Origin of the sequence: Stutzerimonas sp. Brlt_14 (assembly GCF_051948915.1) — a bacterium.
GTDB lineage: Bacteria > Pseudomonadota > Gammaproteobacteria > Pseudomonadales > Pseudomonadaceae > Stutzerimonas > Stutzerimonas stutzeri.
This window is the reverse complement of record NZ_JAYJLM010000003.1, coordinates 69,440-85,165: the sequence shown is the minus strand read 5'-3', so window position 1 is coordinate 85,165 and position 15,726 is coordinate 69,440. Positions and strand designations below refer to the sequence as shown.

Sequence of the window (15,726 nt, the reverse complement as noted above, 5' to 3'; positions counted from 1 at the left end):
CTGGCGCCTCGCAGCCTGTGACGTGACCTGCTTAGTAGCGGTAGCTGTCCGGCTTGAACGGACCTTCGACGGCAACGCCGATGTACTCGGCCTGCTTGGCGGTCAGCTGGGTGACCACGCCACCGAAGCCCTTGACCATCTCCAGCGCCACTTCTTCGTCGAGCTTCTTCGGCAGCACCATGACGGTGACGTTCTGGGTCTTCTCGGCCACCGGCAGGTCGGCGAACTTCTCGTTATAGAGGTGGATCTGCGCCAGCACCTGGTTGGCGAAGGAGCCGTCCATGATCCGGCTCGGGTGGCCGGTGGCGTTGCCCAGGTTCACCAGGCGGCCTTCGGCCAAGAGAATCAGGTAGTCATCGTTGGTCGGGTCGACGGTCTTGCCGGTGCGGTGGATCTTGTGCACCTGCGGCTTGACCTCTTCCCAGCCCCAGTTCTGGCGCATGAAGGCGGTGTCGATCTCGTTGTCGAAGTGACCGATGTTGCACACCACGGCGCGCTTCTTCAGCGCCTTGAGCATGCCGGCGTCGCACACATTGACGTTACCGGTCGTGGTGACGATCAGGTCGATCTTGCCCAGCAGCGCGGCGTCGACGCTGGCTTCGGTGCCGTCGTTGATGCCGTTCTTGTAGGGGGAAACCAGCTCGAAGCCGTCCATGCAGGCCTGCATGGCGCAGATCGGGTCGACCTCGGAGACCTTGACGATCATGCCTTCCTGGCGCAGCGACTGTGCCGAGCCCTTGCCTACGTCGCCGTAGCCGATGACCAGCGCCTGCTTGCCGGAGAGCAGGTGATCGGTGGCGCGCTTGATGGCGTCGTTCAGGCTGTGGCGGCAGCCGTACTTGTTGTCGTTCTTGCTCTTGGTGACCGAGTCGTTGACGTTGATCGCCGGCACTTTCAGGGTGCCGCCCTTGAGCATGTCGAGCAGGCGGTGCACACCGGTGGTGGTTTCCTCGGTGATGCCGTGCACGCGCTCGAGCACCTGCGGATACTTGTCGTGCAGGATCTGGGTCAGGTCACCGCCGTCGTCCAGCACCATGTTGGCGTCCCACGGCTGGCCGTCCTTGAGGATGGTCTGCTCGATGCACCACTCGTATTCTTCCTCGGTTTCGCCCTTCCAGGCGAATACCGGGATGCCGGCAGCGGCAATGGCGGCAGCGGCCTGGTCCTGGGTGGAGAAGATGTTGCAGGAGGACCAGCGTACCTCGGCGCCGAGGGCGATCAGCGTCTCGATCAGCACCGCGGTCTGGATGGTCATGTGGATACAGCCCAGGATCTTCGCGCCCTTGAGCGGTTGCTCGGCGGCGTACTTGCGGCGCAGGCCCATCAAGGCGGGCATTTCCGATTCGGCGATGATGATCTCGCGGCGGCCCCAGGCGGCCAGGGAAATGTCGGCGACCTTGAAGTCGGTGAAACCGGCAGGCGTCATGACAGCACTCATCGAAGAGTTCTCCATTCGTATGGTTGCGAATGGGCGCCGTTGATGCGTTCGAGGAAACGCCCCATCCGAGCCTGACAGGTTCTGGAACCTGCTGCAGCGCCCCTCGGGTGGGTGGCGGGCACGATCGAAGCGGAGTCGATCGGGTGAAACCCGGCGATTATAGCCGCGCCGTCCGGCAATCCCAAGCCCGCTGCTCGGCGAACTCCACGGATGACCGGACGGTCGAAGTTGAAGGTTCGGTGACCCTTGCCGGGCGAAACCGTTTCAGGAGACCGCCATGAACCCCATGCTTCGCCTTGCGCCCTTCCTGCTGGTGGGTGCGATCAGCCTGCCGGCCGCAGCGCAGTCCTGCTATGTCCACAGCGAAACCTCCGGTGCGGTACCGGCGCCGGTGGTGACCGAACAGTGCTTCGAGTTCCACGGCGTGGACAAGGACGACGCCATCAACTGGGTCTGTCAGGACAACGAGGCGGTGAAGAACTCCCGCCGCGAGATCCGTGACAGCTGTCCGGACGGGCACTTCGGCATCTGTACCGCGCCGATGACCCCGGAAACCCTCGCCAACGAGCGCGCCACCGGTTCCCAGGCGAAGAACGGTACCTTGCCGACCCAGATCAGCGAGGACGCAACCATCGTCACGTATCACTATCACGCCAGTGATCGCGCCCAGGCCAAGATCGACTGCGAAAGTGCCGGCGGCAGCTGGTCGCAATAAAGGCGGTGCGCAATCTTTGCTGACGAAGTCCAAGCCCGACTGATTTGTTCAACCGCCCACGGGCGGGGATAATCCCGCGCTTCGTATCCGTGAGTGGCCGAACCATGACGTTGAGATTGCTGTGCCTTCCCCTGTTCGCCGCGCTGCTGCTGGCAGGCTGTGATCGTGTCGACCCTGACTCGCCGCTGGGCAAGCGCAAGGCGATCTATCAGGCGATGCTCGATACCAAGGAAGACCTCGGCGGCATGCTGCGCGGGCGCATCCCATTCGACGGCACGGCGTTCACCAGCGGCGCCGCCAAGCTCGACGAGCTGTCGCGCCAACCCTGGCAGCACTATCCGGAGGTCAAGGAAAAGCAGAGCGACGCGCGTGACGATGTCTGGCAGCGCCAGGAGCGCTTCCAGGAACTGGCCCGCGCGCTGGAGGCCGACACGGCTGCGCTGGTGGAGGTGACGACCGCGGGTCCGGTGACCGCTGAGCGTGTCGTCCCGGCCTTCCAGCGTGTCGAGGATGCCTGCGAGGCCTGCCACAAGGAGTTCCGCGCCTACTGAGGCGGCTCAGCGGCGCAGGGTTTCCAGTTTTTCCCGGGATTTGGCCAGCTGATCGCGGCGCAGCTCGATCAGCTGCGCATTGCCGGTGCCCAGTGCTTCACGGAGCAGGGTTTCGCGACGCTCCACCTGGCGGTTGACGTGCTCGTATTCCACCTGGCGCGGGTGCAGCGCGACCAGGCCCTGGCACTGCTTGGTCAGGGTCTGCAGCTCGGCATTGAGCTGGGTCTGCTGCAGCTTGTCGCCTTGCAGGCGTGCCTGCTGCAGCTGCTCGCGCAGCGCCTGGCGCTGTGCATGGCACTGAGGGTCTGCCTGCGGGGCGGCGGCGAGCAGCGGGCTGACGACAGCGCAGGCGGTCAGCAGGGCAATGGGCAGATGTCGCAAAGACATGCCACGCCTCCATAGTTGTTATCCAGCTTCTATCGACCGCAGGGTTCGGGCGAAAGTCCCTCAGGTGCCCGGAACCCCGACGGCGCGTAGTCGTTCGCGCAGCGCGGGCAGCTCCGCCGCGCGGAAGAACGCCTGCAGCTGTTTCGCCCGCGCCGGACCGACTCCCGCTTCGGCTTGCCACTGCGCCAGGTCGCGTGCGGCGAGCGCGTCCCAGTCCGCTTCGGGCGGCAGCTGCTTGGCCGGCAGGCCCAGCGCCTTCAACCATTGCGCCAGCGGCCTCTGCCGAGCTCGGGCGAAGCTCGCGGCGAGCTTGTTGGCGCGGGCCTTGCCAATGCCGGGCACCTGCTCGAGTGCGGCGGCATCCAATTCCAGCCAGGCGAGCAGGTCGGGTAGCAGGCCGGCCTCCAGCAATGCCTGCCAGCTGCCGGCGCCGACGCCCTCGAGCGCCAAGCCTTGCCTGCCGCCCAGCCAGACCAGACGGGCGAGAAACTGCTGTTCGCAGCCGGGCGCTGGCCGCCAGCAGCTGTCGGGGTGATAGCGCCGCGGATCGGGCGCGGCGACCGGAGCCCGCTCGGTGTGGCGCCAGACCACGCTGTCCAGCTGCGGAATGCTATGCCCGGCCAGCGCAACCGCGACCCGGTCACCGGGGCGCACGTCCAGCGCCTGCCAACGATCCAGCGAACCGAGGCTCAGCATGCGCACGCGTCGATCATCCAGCTGGACCGGAGCGAGCTGCAGCAGCGGTGTGATCCGCCCGGTGCGGCCGATGCGAAATTCGACGTCGCGCACCTCGGTCAGCGCCTTGCGCAGCGGGTACTTCCAGGCTGCGGCCCAGTGGGGCTCGGCCTGCCAGCGCTCGGCCGGCGGACGTTGCTCCTGGCGCAGCACCACGCCATCGGTGGCGAACGGCAACGCTTGGCGATACCAGTGCTCGCGCCAGTGGCGGGCGTGTTCCAGTGTCTCCACGGGCTGGCTGAACGCCTGCGTATCGGGGAAGCCGAGTGCCGCCAGCTGCCCGAGTCGGGCGTTCATGCTGTCCGGGCCGTTCGGCCAGTCCCAGACGAACAGGCCGATCCGCGCGGCAGTGTTCCTGTCCAGGCCGTTGCTGGCCATGGCGCCGGCCACGCGCCCGCGAGCCCCCGCGCTGCCATGCGATGCCTGGACATGCCGGTCCAGTCGCCAGTAGAGCTCGCCCTGCAGGATGACCTCGTCGGGTACCGCCAGGCGCGCAGGGATCGCCGCCAGTCTGCGGGCATTGGCTGTCCAGTCATGTCCGGTAAGGCCATCGCCACGGCTGATGGCCTGCTGCAGGGCGCCGTGACGATAGACCAGGGTGACCGCAACACCGTCGATCTTGGGCTGAATCCACAGGTCGCGACGCCGCGCGATCCAGGTCGCAACCGCCTGCTCGTCGGCGAGCTTGACCAGGCCGGTCTGTCTGACCGGATGGCGCAGCGGACCGCCGGCATCCTGCAGCGGATCAGGTGCCGCGCCGGTGCCGACGAAGCAGCGCCGCCAGCCGTCCAGCTGCGCCCGGCTCTGGTCATAGATCTCGTCGTCCACCAGCGACTGACCGCGCCGGTGATAGGCATCGTCCCACTGGGCGAGCTGCGCCTGCAGCTGGTGGATTTCCTGGCGTGCCCGCGCGTCGTCCCAGTTCGGACAGGTGGCGAGGCAGGCAGGGGCGAACAGGCACAGCGATAGCGCGATCAGGCGTGGCATGGCGAGCATCCTTGCTCTGGTGACGGGGGCGCGGCCCGCCGACGCCGGCGGACCGATGCCGGATTGTCGCCTGCCAGGCGCAAGCCGACCGTGCGTCAGCGCATGTTGAACAGTTCCTGATGGAAATCCCGCGCCGGCAGGCCGCGCCGCTGCAGGTCACGGCTGAGGTCCTGACCGAAACCGGCAGGGCCGCAGAACCAGACGTCACTGTCCTGCCACTGCGGCGCCAGCTGGCGCAGGCGTTCGGGCGTCAGCCGCCCGCCTTCGCTGGCGACCAGCACATGCAGGCGCACCCGGGCGCGCTCGGCCAGCTCGCGGATGCGCTCGATGAAGCCCTGGTCGGGCGCGCTGGTGCAGTAGAAGAAGTCGACGTTGTCCCCGTTACCGCTGTCGGCTAGCGCCTGCAGGCGGCCGATGAACGGCGCGATACCGATGCCGCCGGCGACCCAGATCTGCCGCGGCTTGCGGCTGTGGAAATCGAAGCAGCCATAGGGACCTTCCACCTTCACCGGGTCGCCCACCTTGAGTGTCTGGGGCAGGGTGCGGGTGTAGTCGCCGAGGCCCTTGATGGAGAAGGCCAGCCGGCCGTCGTTGCACCAGGCCGAGGAGAGGCTGAAGGGGTGCGGCCCTTCCTTGTCGTCGAAGGTGACGAAGGCGAACTGCCCGGCCTTGTGTCCCGGCCAGGCGCCATCGAGCTTGATGTCGACACGCAGCACGCGGTTGTCGCGGTGATGGGTCAGGCTTTCGATGCGGCCTACCACCTGATGCTTGCGGCCGATGCGGCGCAGCAGCGAGATGCAGGCGGCCAGCGAGCCGGCGGCCATGAGCACAGCCAGCACCAGGCCCAGCGGCGACGTCCAGTAATCCGGCGGCGTCAGCACTACCGCGTGCACCACCAGCGCCAGGTAGACCAGTGCCAGCCAGCGGTGGGTGCGGAAGAACCAGCGGTAGGGGAAGCGCTTGACCAGTGCCAGCACGATGAGGATGACCGCGGCATAGAAGGCCCATTCGCCGATGGTCTCCGCGATGCCGCGAAAGCGTTGCAGCAGGGCGAAGATGCCTTCGTGAACCTGGCCCTCGCCGGCGCGCCGAGCCGGTCGCTCCAGCCAGCCGAAACCCACCAGCCATTTCGGAATCTGGCCCCAGCCCCAGTGGAAGATGGCGATCACCAGGGCGCTGATGCCCAGCCACTTGTGCAGCCGATAGGTCTTGTCCAGGCCGTCGAAGAAGCGTTCGAAGCGCCGTGGCCGCGCCGCCAGTATCATCGCCACGCTCATCGCGGCGATGCCGAGCACACCGCTGTAGTGCACCATCACCTTGCGCAGCGGCCAGATCTGGTAATGCGCCATGACGAAGCTGTCGACCAGCAGCCAGAGCAGCGTCAGTCCGACGAACAGCGCGACGTAGGTGAGTTTTATCTGTCTCATCTTGGGCAAGCCTCCCAGCTGACATCCCTATTTCGAGCTTCCTTGAGCATCCCCCTGCTGCCATGCCGCTGCCATGACCGTGGTCAGTAGCGAAGCGGTCGGCCGAAATCGGCGACACGGGAGGACGCGCTTTTTATCTACAATTCGCCCCTCAATTCCTCGAAGAGACGAGCCCGTGTACCCAGTGATCGCCATCGAGCAGCTCACCAAGACCTACGCGTCCGGACATCCCGCGCTCAAACGCATCGACCTCGAGATCCGCAAGGGCGAGATCTTCGCCCTGCTCGGACCCAACGGCGCCGGCAAGACCACGCTGATCAGCATCATCTGCGGCATCGTCAACCCCGGCGGCGGCCGCGTAGTGGTCGACGGCCACGACATCGTCCAGGACTACCGCGCCGCCCGCTCGAAGATCGGCCTGGTGCCGCAGGAGCTGTTCAACGAGGGGTTCGAAAGCGTCTGGGCGACGGTGCGTTTTTCGCGCGGGCTGTTTGGCAAGGCGCCGGACGATTCGTTCCTCGAGAAACTGTTGCGCGATTTGTCCCTGTGGGACAAGCGCAATGCCCGGATTCTGGAACTCTCCGGTGGCATGAAGCGCCGCGTGATGATCGCCAAGGCACTGTCCCACGAGCCATCGATCCTGTTCCTCGACGAGCCCACCGCTGGCGTCGATGTCGAGCTGCGCCGGGACATGTGGGAGATGGTCCGCGGCCTGCGCGAACGGGGCGTGACCATCATCCTCACCACCCACTACATCGAGGAGGCCGAAGAGATGGCCGACCGCATCGGGGTGATCAGCAAGGGCGAGATCATCCTCGTCGAGGACAAGCATGTGCTGATGCACAAGCTCGGCAAGAAGCAGCTGACCCTGCACCTGCAGCGCCCGTTGACGGCGATCCCGGAAGAGCTGGCCGGCTATCCGCTGGAGCTGACCGATGCCGGCAACCAGCTGGTGTTCACCTTCGATGCCCAGCACGAGGACACCGGCATCGCCGAGCTGCTCAAGCGCCTGGCCGCCCACGGCATCGACTTCAAGGACCTGCAGTCGAGCCAGAGCTCGCTGGAGGAAATCTTCGTCAACCTCGTTCACGGTCGCTGAAGGAACAACTGCATGAATGTTTACGCGATCCGCGCGATCTACCTGTTCGAACTGGCGCGCACCTGGCGCACCCTGCTGCAGAGCATCGCCACCCCGGTGATCTCCACCTCGCTGTACTTCGTGGTGTTCGGCTCGGCCATTGGCGCGCGCATGGAGGCCATGCACGGCATCCCCTACGGCGCCTTCATCATTCCCGGCCTGATCATGATGGCGCTGCTTTCCGAGAGCATCTCCAACGCCTCGTTCGGCATCTACATGCCGCGCTACTCGGGGACCATCTACGAGGTGCTGTCGGCGCCGGTGTCCTATGTCGAGATCGTCATCGGCTACGTTGGCGCAGCAGCGACCAAATCGCTGATTCTCGGCGTGATCATCCTGCTGACGGCGCGCCTGTTCGTCGATTATGAGATCCAGCATCCGCTGATGATGGCGCTGTTCCTGGTGCTGACGGCGGTTACTTTCTGCCTGTTCGGGTTCATCATCGGCATCTGGGCCGACGGCTGGGAGAAGCTGCAGATCGTCCCGGCGCTGATCGTCACGCCTTTGGCCTTTCTCGGCGGGAGCTTCTACTCCATCGAGATGCTGCCGCCGCTGTGGCAGAAGATCACGCTGTTCAACCCGGTGGTGTACCTGATCAGCGGCTTCCGCTGGAGCTTCTACGGCGTCTCGGACATCAGTGTCGGCATCAGCCTGGCGATGATCCTCGGCTTTCTCGCCGCCTGCCTGCTGGCGGTGTGGTGGATCTTCAAGACCGGCTATCGGTTGAAGAACTGAGCCGCACACGAAAACGCCCGCAGATGCGGGCGTTTTCAATTACAGCACTTGAAGCTTACTTGCCGAACATCTTGCCGAGGCCGAGCACGGCATCCTTGGCCTGGGTCACGGCCTGGACCTTCTCGTCGATCGCCGCGCCCTGTTCGGTGGCGTTGGCATTGGCCGCCAGTTCTTCGCCGTTCAGTTGTGCACAGCCACCCTCCACCTGAGCGATGGCGTTGCTGAGCTTCTCGTTGCCGAGCATCTGGCCGAGCAGCTTGCCGGTTTCCAGGTTGCCTTGCTGGGCGTTCAGCTGTTGTTCGCATTTGGCCTGCACATCGCTGGTAGCCGCCTGCAGCGAGGCGCTCGAGAGGGCGAGCAGGGCGCAGCCGAAGAGGTGGGAAATACGCATGGATAAGCTCCTTGTAATGTCGATCACGACAGGTGATCGATCGAGTCCGTTCGAAAAGGGCGGCGATGATAGCGTTTTGCTTCTGGTGCGCAAAGGCGCTGGCATGCAGGTTTCGTGACCTGGTGCGGATTGCGTGACGCTGGATGTATCCGGTCCAGAAAGCAGAAAACCCCGCACGGCTCAGGCCGGCGGGGTTTTCCGTTGACCGGAGGCTGCTTACAGCCCGGCGGCGGCGCGCAGGGCGTCGGCCTTGTCGGTCTTCTCCCAGGTGAAGGCGGTGAAGGTGTCGGCACCCACCGTCATCTCATAGGGGGTGCGGCCGAAGTGGCCGTAGGCGGCGGTGGCGCGATACATCGGGTGCAGCAGGTCGAGCATGCGGGTGATCGCGTAGGGGCGCAGATCGAAGTGCTCGCGCACCAGGGCGATGATCTTGTCATCGCCGAGCTTGCCGGTGCCGAAGGTGTTCAGCGAGATGGACGTCGGCTGCGCCACGCCGATGGCATAGGACACCTGGATCTCGCAGCGATCGGCGAGACCGGCGGCAACGATGTTCTTGGCGACGTAGCGTCCGGCGTAGGCAGCGCTGCGGTCGACCTTGGACGGGTCCTTGCCGGAGAAGGCGCCGCCGCCGTGACGGGCCATGCCGCCGTAGGTGTCGACGATGATCTTGCGTCCGGTCAGGCCGCAGTCGCCTACCGGGCCGCCGATGACGAACTGGCCGGTCGGGTTGATGTGGTATTGGGTGTCCTTGTGCAGCAGCTCGGCCGGCAGGCTGTGCTTGATGATCAGCTCCATCACCGCTTCGCGCAGATCGCTCTGCTTGACGTCGGGGTTGTGCTGGGTCGACAGCACCACGGCGTCGATGCCGACCACCTGGCCGTTCTCGTAGCGGCAGGTGACCTGGCTCTTGGCGTCCGGACGCAGCCACGGCAGCAGGCCGTTCTTGCGCGCCTCGGCCTGGCGCTCGACCAGGGCGTGGGAGAAACGGATCGGCGCCGGCATCAGTACGTCGGTCTCGTTGCTGGCATAGCCGAACATCAGGCCCTGGTCGCCGGCACCCTGGTCTTCCGGCTTGGTGCGGTCGACGCCCTGGGCGATGTCCACCGACTGCTTGCCGATGATGTTGATGATGCCGCAGGTGGCGCCGTCGAAACCGACTTCCGAGCTGTTGTAGCCGATGTCGACGATGACGTCGCGGACCAGCTGCTCCAGATCGACCCAGGCGCTGGTGGTCACTTCACCGGCGACGATGGCTACACCGGTCTTGACCAGGGTTTCGCAGGCCACGCGGGCGTGCTTGTCCTCGGCGATGATGGCGTCGAGCACCGCATCGGAGATCTGATCGGCGATCTTGTCCGGATGCCCTTCGGACACGGACTCGGAGGTGAAAATCGAGTATTCGCTCATCTATCGGTTTCCTATTACCGGTGGGTGAGTCGGTCGTCAGGAGCGGGCCGGGAAAAGTGCCGGGCCTGGATCTGAAAACCGTTCTTCAAGCCAATGTAGAGGCTCTCGCCGGGCGTGAGCCCCGCGGCATCGGCCCAACGGGCCAGATCGTCCTGTTCGAAGCCCAACCAGAGATCGCCGCAGGCCTCCCTGGCCCAACTCTGGTTGTGGCTGCACAGCTCGGTGATCAGCAGGCTGCCGCCCGCCTTTACCAGCCGCGCCAGTTGTTTCATTGCCTCACCCGGCGCGGCCAGATGATGCAGGACCATGTTCAGTACCACGCAGTCGGCCGCCGGGCAGTCATCGTGCAAGGCGTCGGTCAGCCTGAGTTCGACGTTGCCGAGCCCGGTCTGTTCGCAATGGGCGCGGGCCAGGTCGAGCATCGCCGGGCTATTGTCCAGCGCCACCACCCGGGCGAAGCGCCGGGCCAGTTCCGGCAGGAAGCTGCCGTCGCCGGGGCCGACTTCCAGCGCCGTGGCTTCGGCGTCGAAGTTCAGCGCGTCGAGCAGGGCCACCACGCTGTCGCGGTACTGTGGCAGGCCGGCGATCAGGTCCTGGCGGGCCTGGAAACTGTCGGCCATGCGCGCGAAGAAATCCTCGCTGGCGGCGCTGCGCTGGGCGTGTACGGCGGCGATGCGGGCGTCGATCTCGCGTGGCAGTTCCAGCCGGTCCGCTTCCTCCAGCAATGCCGCGTGCAGCCGGCCGCCAGGGCTGTCGAGCTGCGCCAGGCTGCGTCGGTAGAACACCGCGTTGCCTTCGCGCCGGGTGGCCAGCAGGCCGGCCTGGGTGAGCACCTTGAGATGATGGCTCATCCCCGACTGGCCGATGGCAAAGATCTGCGCCAGCTCGAGCACGCCGAAGGAGTCGCTGGCCAGCACGCGCAGCACGTTCAGGCGCAGCGCATCGCCACCGGCCTTGCACAGGGCGGCGAGCTGGTCGCTGGCGTCGTAACGGATCTGGGGAAAGCGCAGGCTCATAGGCCGCGCAGTCTAGTCGGTCACTTTTCGTACAGCAAGGGCAGTATCAAAAAGTTTTGATATTGCCCTTGCGGGTGCAGGGTTACTGCAGCAGGCGGGACAGCCCCAGGGTGCAGGACACCAGGCCCAGGCCGATGAGGAAGTAGTTGGGCAGGATATCCAGCAACCGCTGAACCAGCCCCTCGCCGGCCAGGCGGCGCGACAGCAGGCTGTAGGCGAGCAGGATGCTCAGATCGATCACCAGCCAGATCACGATCAGGACCGTGGCCTGCGGAGCGAACGGCTGCGCCGGCAGGATGAAGCCGGGCAGGAAGGCGAGGAAGAACAGGATGTCCTTTGGATTGGACAGGCCCACCGCCATGGCCCGCCAGAAATAGTGCGCCTCGCTGCGGCGCGGCGTGGTGGTTTCGCCGCCGCCGCCGCAGAGGCCGTCGCAGCCCAGCCAGATCAGGTAGAGCCCGCCGAGGATCTGCCCGGCCTCGAGCACCAGCGGGTCGAGGTCCAGTGCGAGGTAGATCATCACCAGCGCGGCGATCATCAGGATCTGCGCAGACACGGCGCCGCCGAGGATGGTCCACAGCGGCCAGCGGCGGCGGGCGTCGGCCACCACCAGGGCGACCACCGGTCCGGGGGAGGCGATCAGCAGTGCGACCGCGGCGGCGAAGGCGAGGTAGGTGGCGTTCATAGTTCGGTCACCAGGCCGAATACGCGGCTGCGTTTGCCCAGTCGCTCGGCGTAGAAGTTGGGATTGGTGATGGCGAAGGCGCGCTGGATCCAGCGGTCGCTGCCATCGAAGCGCGCGCTGAAGGGGCTGCGCGCGTGGGCGGTGCGGCGGTTGTCGATGATCAGCATGTCGCCGCGGTTCAGGCGCACGGGCTCGACCACTTCCCAGGCGATGTTGCGCAGCTTGTCCATCAGCTGCTGGGCGCGGCTGCTGAAAGCCAGCATGAACTGCGGGTCGAAGCGAAAGAAGGGCGCGTCCGGATCGCCATAGAGGATGGTCTGGTGGCGGTTGATGTCGATGCGCTGGTTCTTGCCGGTGGGGCCGTAGTCGGACAGGAAGTTGTACGGCTCGGTGAGGAAGAAGGCCTGCTCTTCGAAGGTCAGACGCTCGAGGATGCGCTCGATGGAGGCGATGTAGGTCACCGCTTCGGCGGCGGGGTCCTGGCGCAGGCAGAGCAGCACCAGATAGTCCCGTACCACGGCGTGGAAGGCGTTTTCGGTGTGCAGATCCAGTTCGGTGTCGAAGCTGTCGGAGTTCGCCGCTCGGGACTGCGTCTGCAGCGGGAAGAAGTTGTTGACGATGCAGCCATCGGACTCCTGCAGGTAGCCGATCGGCTCGCCCAGCAGCGCCGTCGCCTGCAGCAACAGGCGTTCGCTGCTCTCGTCGGGCTTGTTCAGCTGTTCGCGGCTGGGCGGGGTGGGCGGGATATCGCCGACCGGCAGGTTTTCCAGTGTCAGGTAGCCGCGCTTGTTGCCGAACAGCCTGAAATTGAGGATCTCGCCAATCTGCTCATGCTGCAGCGCGCCCTTGGTCACGGCGCGGGCCAGAAGCGTCTCGTAATGATCGTTGTGCATGACATCCTTCCCTGACTTTTGTATGTGCTGGCGTGATGGGTGTTTTGGCGGGGTTGGCCTGCGACCCTTAGCTGGCGCAGTATTGGGAGGTGCATGAGGATTGAAAAATGGAAAAAACAGCCGCTAAGGATGAGTTTTAGTCATGCCGGAATCCGTTATGGCAGTACCGCGCATGCCGCCTCTGTATGCGCTGCGTGCGTTCGAGGTGGCGGCGCGCTTCGGCTCGTTCACCCAGGCGGCGCAGAGCCTGTTCATCACCCAGAGTGCGGTGAGCCGGCACGTGAAGACCCTGGAGGAGCATCTGGATTGCCAGCTGTTCGAGCGACATGGCTCGCGGCTGGTGCTGACCGATGCCGGTCGCCTGCTGGCGCAGGAGCTGAAGATCGGTTTCCGTACCATCGAGAACGCCTGCGTCGCGGTGACGCGCCAGCGCGGCGCGCTTCGCCTCAAGGCGCCTTCGACGCTGACCATGCGCTGGCTGCTCGGCGCGCTGAACGCCTTTCAGCTGGCGCATCCGCAGAATCGTGTGCAGCTCACCAGCGCCTGGATGGATCTGGACGCGGTGGATTTCCACAGCGAGCCGTTCGACTGCGCGATCCTGTTGGGCAATGGCGGTTTTCCGGCCGACTGGCGCCGGGTCAAGCTGTTCGACGAATGGCTGGTGCCGGTCTGCGCGCCGGAACTGCTCGGCGCGGCGCCCTGGAGCACCGAGCAGCTGGCGGCGGCCGAGCTGATTCACCCGTCGCGTGACTGCCGTGACTGGCGGCGCTGGCTGCAGCGCACCGGGCGGGCGGACGAGGTCGCCTGGCAGCAGGGCAAGCTGTTCGACACCCTGGAGCTGGGCATCTCCGCCGCTGCCCAGGGGCATGGCGTGTCGATCGGTGATCTGGCGCTGGTCGGTGCCGAGCTGCAGCGCGGCAGTCTGGTGCTGCCGTTCGGGCAGGCGGTGAAATCCGGCGACAGCTACTACCTGGTCTGGCCTGCCGGCGACAACGAGTCTTCCACCTTGACGCGCATGCGCGACTATCTGCTCGAGCACCTGCCGGATGTCACCGGGCAGGGCATCGAGCTGTTGGATTGACGGCGCTTGCCAGGGCATTCAGTCATTGCCCCGGCCACCCTCGGTAGGGGAAAATGGCCGCCTTTTTCCAGGTACACCCCCGCAGGAGATTCAGCGATGCCCAGCCGTCGTGAGCGAGCCAATGCCATCCGCGCACTCAGCATGGATGCCGTGCAGAAAGCCAACAGCGGCCATCCCGGTGCCCCCATGGGCATGGCGGACATCGCCGAAGTGCTCTGGCGCGACCACCTGAAGCACAGCCCGACCAACCCGCAGTGGGCCGACCGCGACCGCTTCGTGCTGTCCAACGGCCATGGCTCGATGCTGATCTACTCGCTGCTGCACCTGACCGGCTACGACCTGTCCATCGATGACCTGAAGAACTTCCGCCAGCTGCACAGCAAGACCCCGGGCCACCCGGAGTTCGGCTACACCGCCGGCGTCGAGACCACCACCGGCCCGCTGGGTCAGGGTCTGGCCAACGCCGTCGGCTTCGCCCTGGCGGAGAAGGTCATGGCGGCGCAGTTCAACCGCTCCGGCCACAACATCGTCGATCACAACACCTACGTGTTCCTCGGCGACGGCTGCATGATGGAAGGCATCAGCCACGAAGTCTGCTCGCTGGCCGGCACGCTGGGCCTGAACAAGCTGATCGCCTTCTACGATGACAATGGCATCTCCATCGATGGCGAGGTGCACGGCTGGTTCACCGATGACACCCCGCGCCGCTTCGAGGCCTATGGCTGGCAGGTGATCCGTAACGTCGACGGTCACGACGCCGACGAGATTCAGATGGCCATCGAGACCGCGCGCAAAAGCGACCGCCCGACCCTGATCTGCTGCAAGACCATCATTGGCTTCGGCTCGCCGAACAAGCAGGGCAAGGAAGAATCCCACGGCGCTGCCCTGGGTGAGGCCGAAATCGCCCTGACCCGCGAGGCGCTGGGCTGGAAGCACGGCCCCTTCGAAATCCCGGCCGAGATCTACGCCGAGTGGGACGCCAAGCAGAAGGGCGCCGACGCCGAGAACGAGTGGAACAAGCGCTTCGCCGCCTACGAGGCCGAATTCCCGGCGCTGGCTGCCGAGTTCAAGCGGCGCATGGCCGGCGAGCTGCCGGCGGACTTCGCCGAAAAGGCCAGCGAGTTCATCCGTGAAGTCGCCACCAAGGGCGAAACCATCGCCAGCCGCAAGGCCAGTCAGAACTGCCTGAACGCCTTCGGCCCGCTGCTGCCGGAGCTGCTCGGCGGCTCGGCGGACCTGGCCGGCTCCAACCTGACCCTGTGGAAGGGCTGCAAGCCGGTGGTGGCCGAGGATGCCTCGGGCAACTACATGTATTACGGCGTGCGCGAGTTCGGCATGGCCGCGATCATGAACGGTGTCGCCCTGCACGGCGGCCTGATTCCCTACGGCGCGACCTTCCTGATGTTCATGGAATACGCACGCAACGCCGTGCGCATGTCGGCGCTGATGAAGCAGCGGGTGATCTACGTGTTCACCCACGACTCCATCGGCCTCGGCGAAGACGGCCCGACCCACCAGCCGGTCGAGCAGCTGGTCGCCCTGCGCACCACGCCGAACCTGGATACCTGGCGTCCGGCCGACACGGTCGAGTCCGCGGTGGCCTGGAAGCATGCGGTCGAGCGCAAGGACGGTCCGAGCGCGCTGATCTTCTCGCGGCAGAACCTGCCGTTCCATGTGCGTGACAACGAAACCGAAGCGGCCATCGCCCGCGGTGGCTACATCCTGAAGAACTGCGCCGGCGAGCCCGAGCTGATCCTGATCGCCACCGGTTCGGAAGTCAGCCTGGCGGTGCAGGCCGCCGACAAGCTGGCCGAGCAGGGCCGCAAGGTGCGCGTCGTCTCCATGCCCTGCACCAGCGTGTTCGACGCCCAGGATGCGGCCTACAAGCAACTGGTGCTGCCGGTGGAAGTCGGTGCGCGCATCGCCATCGAGGCGGCCCATGCGGACTACTGGTACAAGTATGTCGGCCTCGACGGCCGCATCATCGGCATGACCACCTACGGCGAGTCGGCCCCGGCCGGCCAGCTGTTCGAGGAGTTCGGCTTCACCGTCGACAACATCCTCGCGGTCGCCGAAGAGCTGCTGGAGGACTGATCGCGACGATGGGTGGATGGCTGCGGTCATCCATCCCATCAAGCCC

Annotated in this window: 15 protein-coding genes and 1 riboswitch; of the genes, 6 read left to right on the top strand and 9 right to left on the bottom strand. The window is 65.7% G+C overall.

Features of this window, described 5'->3' with window-relative positions; translation table 11 throughout:
* Positions 1-31: 31 nt before the first annotated feature.
* The gene (gene ahcY, locus VF716_RS07560; protein WP_011914942.1) at positions 32-1,438 is read right to left on the bottom strand and encodes an adenosylhomocysteinase; all 1,407 of its coding nucleotides are present in this window, start codon (positions 1,436-1,438) and stop codon (positions 32-34) included.
* Positions 1,439-1,462: 24 nt separating this feature from the next.
* Positions 1,463-1,549: riboswitch (S-adenosyl-L-homocysteine riboswitch) on the bottom strand.
* Positions 1,550-1,715: 166 nt separating this feature from the next.
* On the opposite strand from ahcY, the gene VF716_RS07555 reads away from it, so the two are divergent.
* Together VF716_RS07555 and VF716_RS07550 are read left to right on the top strand one after the other, a co-directional pair.
* Positions 1,716-2,153, top strand: a complete 438-nt coding sequence (locus VF716_RS07555) for a hypothetical protein (protein WP_013984305.1) — start codon at positions 1,716-1,718, stop codon at positions 2,151-2,153.
* A gap of 104 nt (positions 2,154-2,257) precedes the next feature.
* Complete coding sequence (locus VF716_RS07550; RefSeq protein WP_053527144.1) at positions 2,258-2,704, top strand: c-type cytochrome; 447 nt, start codon at positions 2,258-2,260, stop codon at positions 2,702-2,704.
* Positions 2,705-2,710: 6 nt separating this feature from the next.
* On the opposite strand, the gene VF716_RS07545 is transcribed toward VF716_RS07550, so the two are convergent.
* The 3 genes from VF716_RS07545 to VF716_RS07535 all read right to left on the bottom strand — a co-directional run bounded on the left by VF716_RS07545 (position 2,711) and on the right by VF716_RS07535 (position 6,240).
* Positions 2,711-3,091, bottom strand: a complete 381-nt coding sequence (locus VF716_RS07545) for a DUF1090 domain-containing protein (RefSeq protein ID WP_011914939.1) — start codon at positions 3,089-3,091, stop codon at positions 2,711-2,713.
* A 60-nt stretch (positions 3,092-3,151) separates the two neighbouring features.
* Positions 3,152-4,813, bottom strand: coding sequence for an NAD-dependent DNA ligase LigB (gene ligB / locus VF716_RS07540; protein WP_440552406.1), 1,662 nt, complete (start codon positions 4,811-4,813; stop codon positions 3,152-3,154).
* 95 nt (positions 4,814-4,908) lie between these two features.
* On the bottom strand, positions 4,909-6,240 hold the full coding sequence (locus tag VF716_RS07535; protein ID WP_264886777.1) for a ferredoxin reductase family protein: 1,332 nt from the start codon (positions 6,238-6,240) through the stop codon (positions 4,909-4,911).
* 175 nt (positions 6,241-6,415) lie between these two features.
* On the opposite strand from VF716_RS07535, the gene VF716_RS07530 reads away from it, so the two are divergent.
* Together VF716_RS07530 and VF716_RS07525 are read left to right on the top strand one after the other, a co-directional pair.
* A complete protein-coding gene (locus VF716_RS07530) occupies positions 6,416-7,339 on the top strand; it encodes an ABC transporter ATP-binding protein (protein ID WP_017245410.1) in 924 nt (307 codons plus the stop codon).
* 12 nt (positions 7,340-7,351) lie between these two features.
* The gene (locus tag VF716_RS07525; RefSeq protein WP_011914935.1) at positions 7,352-8,113 is read left to right on the top strand and encodes an ABC transporter permease; all 762 of its coding nucleotides are present in this window, start codon (positions 7,352-7,354) and stop codon (positions 8,111-8,113) included.
* Positions 8,114-8,168: 55 nt separating this feature from the next.
* Here the strand turns inward: VF716_RS07525 and VF716_RS07520 are convergent, their stop codons facing one another.
* From VF716_RS07520 to VF716_RS07500, 5 genes are all read right to left on the bottom strand, one after another.
* Positions 8,169-8,504, bottom strand: a complete 336-nt coding sequence (locus tag VF716_RS07520; protein WP_011914934.1) for a hypothetical protein — start codon at positions 8,502-8,504, stop codon at positions 8,169-8,171.
* Between the two features lie 216 nt (positions 8,505-8,720).
* Positions 8,721-9,911 carry a methionine adenosyltransferase gene (gene metK, locus VF716_RS07515; protein ID WP_011914933.1) on the bottom strand — a complete coding sequence of 397 codons (1,191 nt, stop codon included), beginning with the start codon at positions 9,909-9,911 and terminating at the stop codon, positions 8,721-8,723.
* Between the two features lie 14 nt (positions 9,912-9,925).
* Positions 9,926-10,927, bottom strand: a complete 1,002-nt coding sequence (locus VF716_RS07510) for an ArsR/SmtB family transcription factor (RefSeq protein WP_200632598.1) — start codon at positions 10,925-10,927, stop codon at positions 9,926-9,928.
* A gap of 82 nt (positions 10,928-11,009) precedes the next feature.
* The gene (locus VF716_RS07505) at positions 11,010-11,612 is read right to left on the bottom strand and encodes a LysE family translocator (RefSeq protein WP_013984298.1); all 603 of its coding nucleotides are present in this window, start codon (positions 11,610-11,612) and stop codon (positions 11,010-11,012) included.
* Positions 11,609-12,505 carry a TauD/TfdA family dioxygenase gene (locus VF716_RS07500; protein ID WP_151320883.1) on the bottom strand — a complete coding sequence of 299 codons (897 nt, stop codon included), beginning with the start codon at positions 12,503-12,505 and terminating at the stop codon, positions 11,609-11,611. Before VF716_RS07500 ends, VF716_RS07505 begins: the two co-directional genes overlap by 4 nt.
* A 157-nt stretch (positions 12,506-12,662) precedes the next feature.
* Between VF716_RS07500 and VF716_RS07495 the strand changes: the two genes are divergently transcribed.
* Positions 12,663-13,586 carry a LysR substrate-binding domain-containing protein gene (locus VF716_RS07495; protein WP_020305689.1) on the top strand — a complete coding sequence of 308 codons (924 nt, stop codon included), beginning with the start codon at positions 12,663-12,665 and terminating at the stop codon, positions 13,584-13,586.
* A 96-nt stretch (positions 13,587-13,682) separates the two neighbouring features.
* Positions 13,683-15,680 carry a transketolase gene (tkt, locus tag VF716_RS07490; protein ID WP_320893104.1) on the top strand — a complete coding sequence of 666 codons (1,998 nt, stop codon included), beginning with the start codon at positions 13,683-13,685 and terminating at the stop codon, positions 15,678-15,680.
* Positions 15,681-15,726 lie beyond the last annotated feature (46 nt).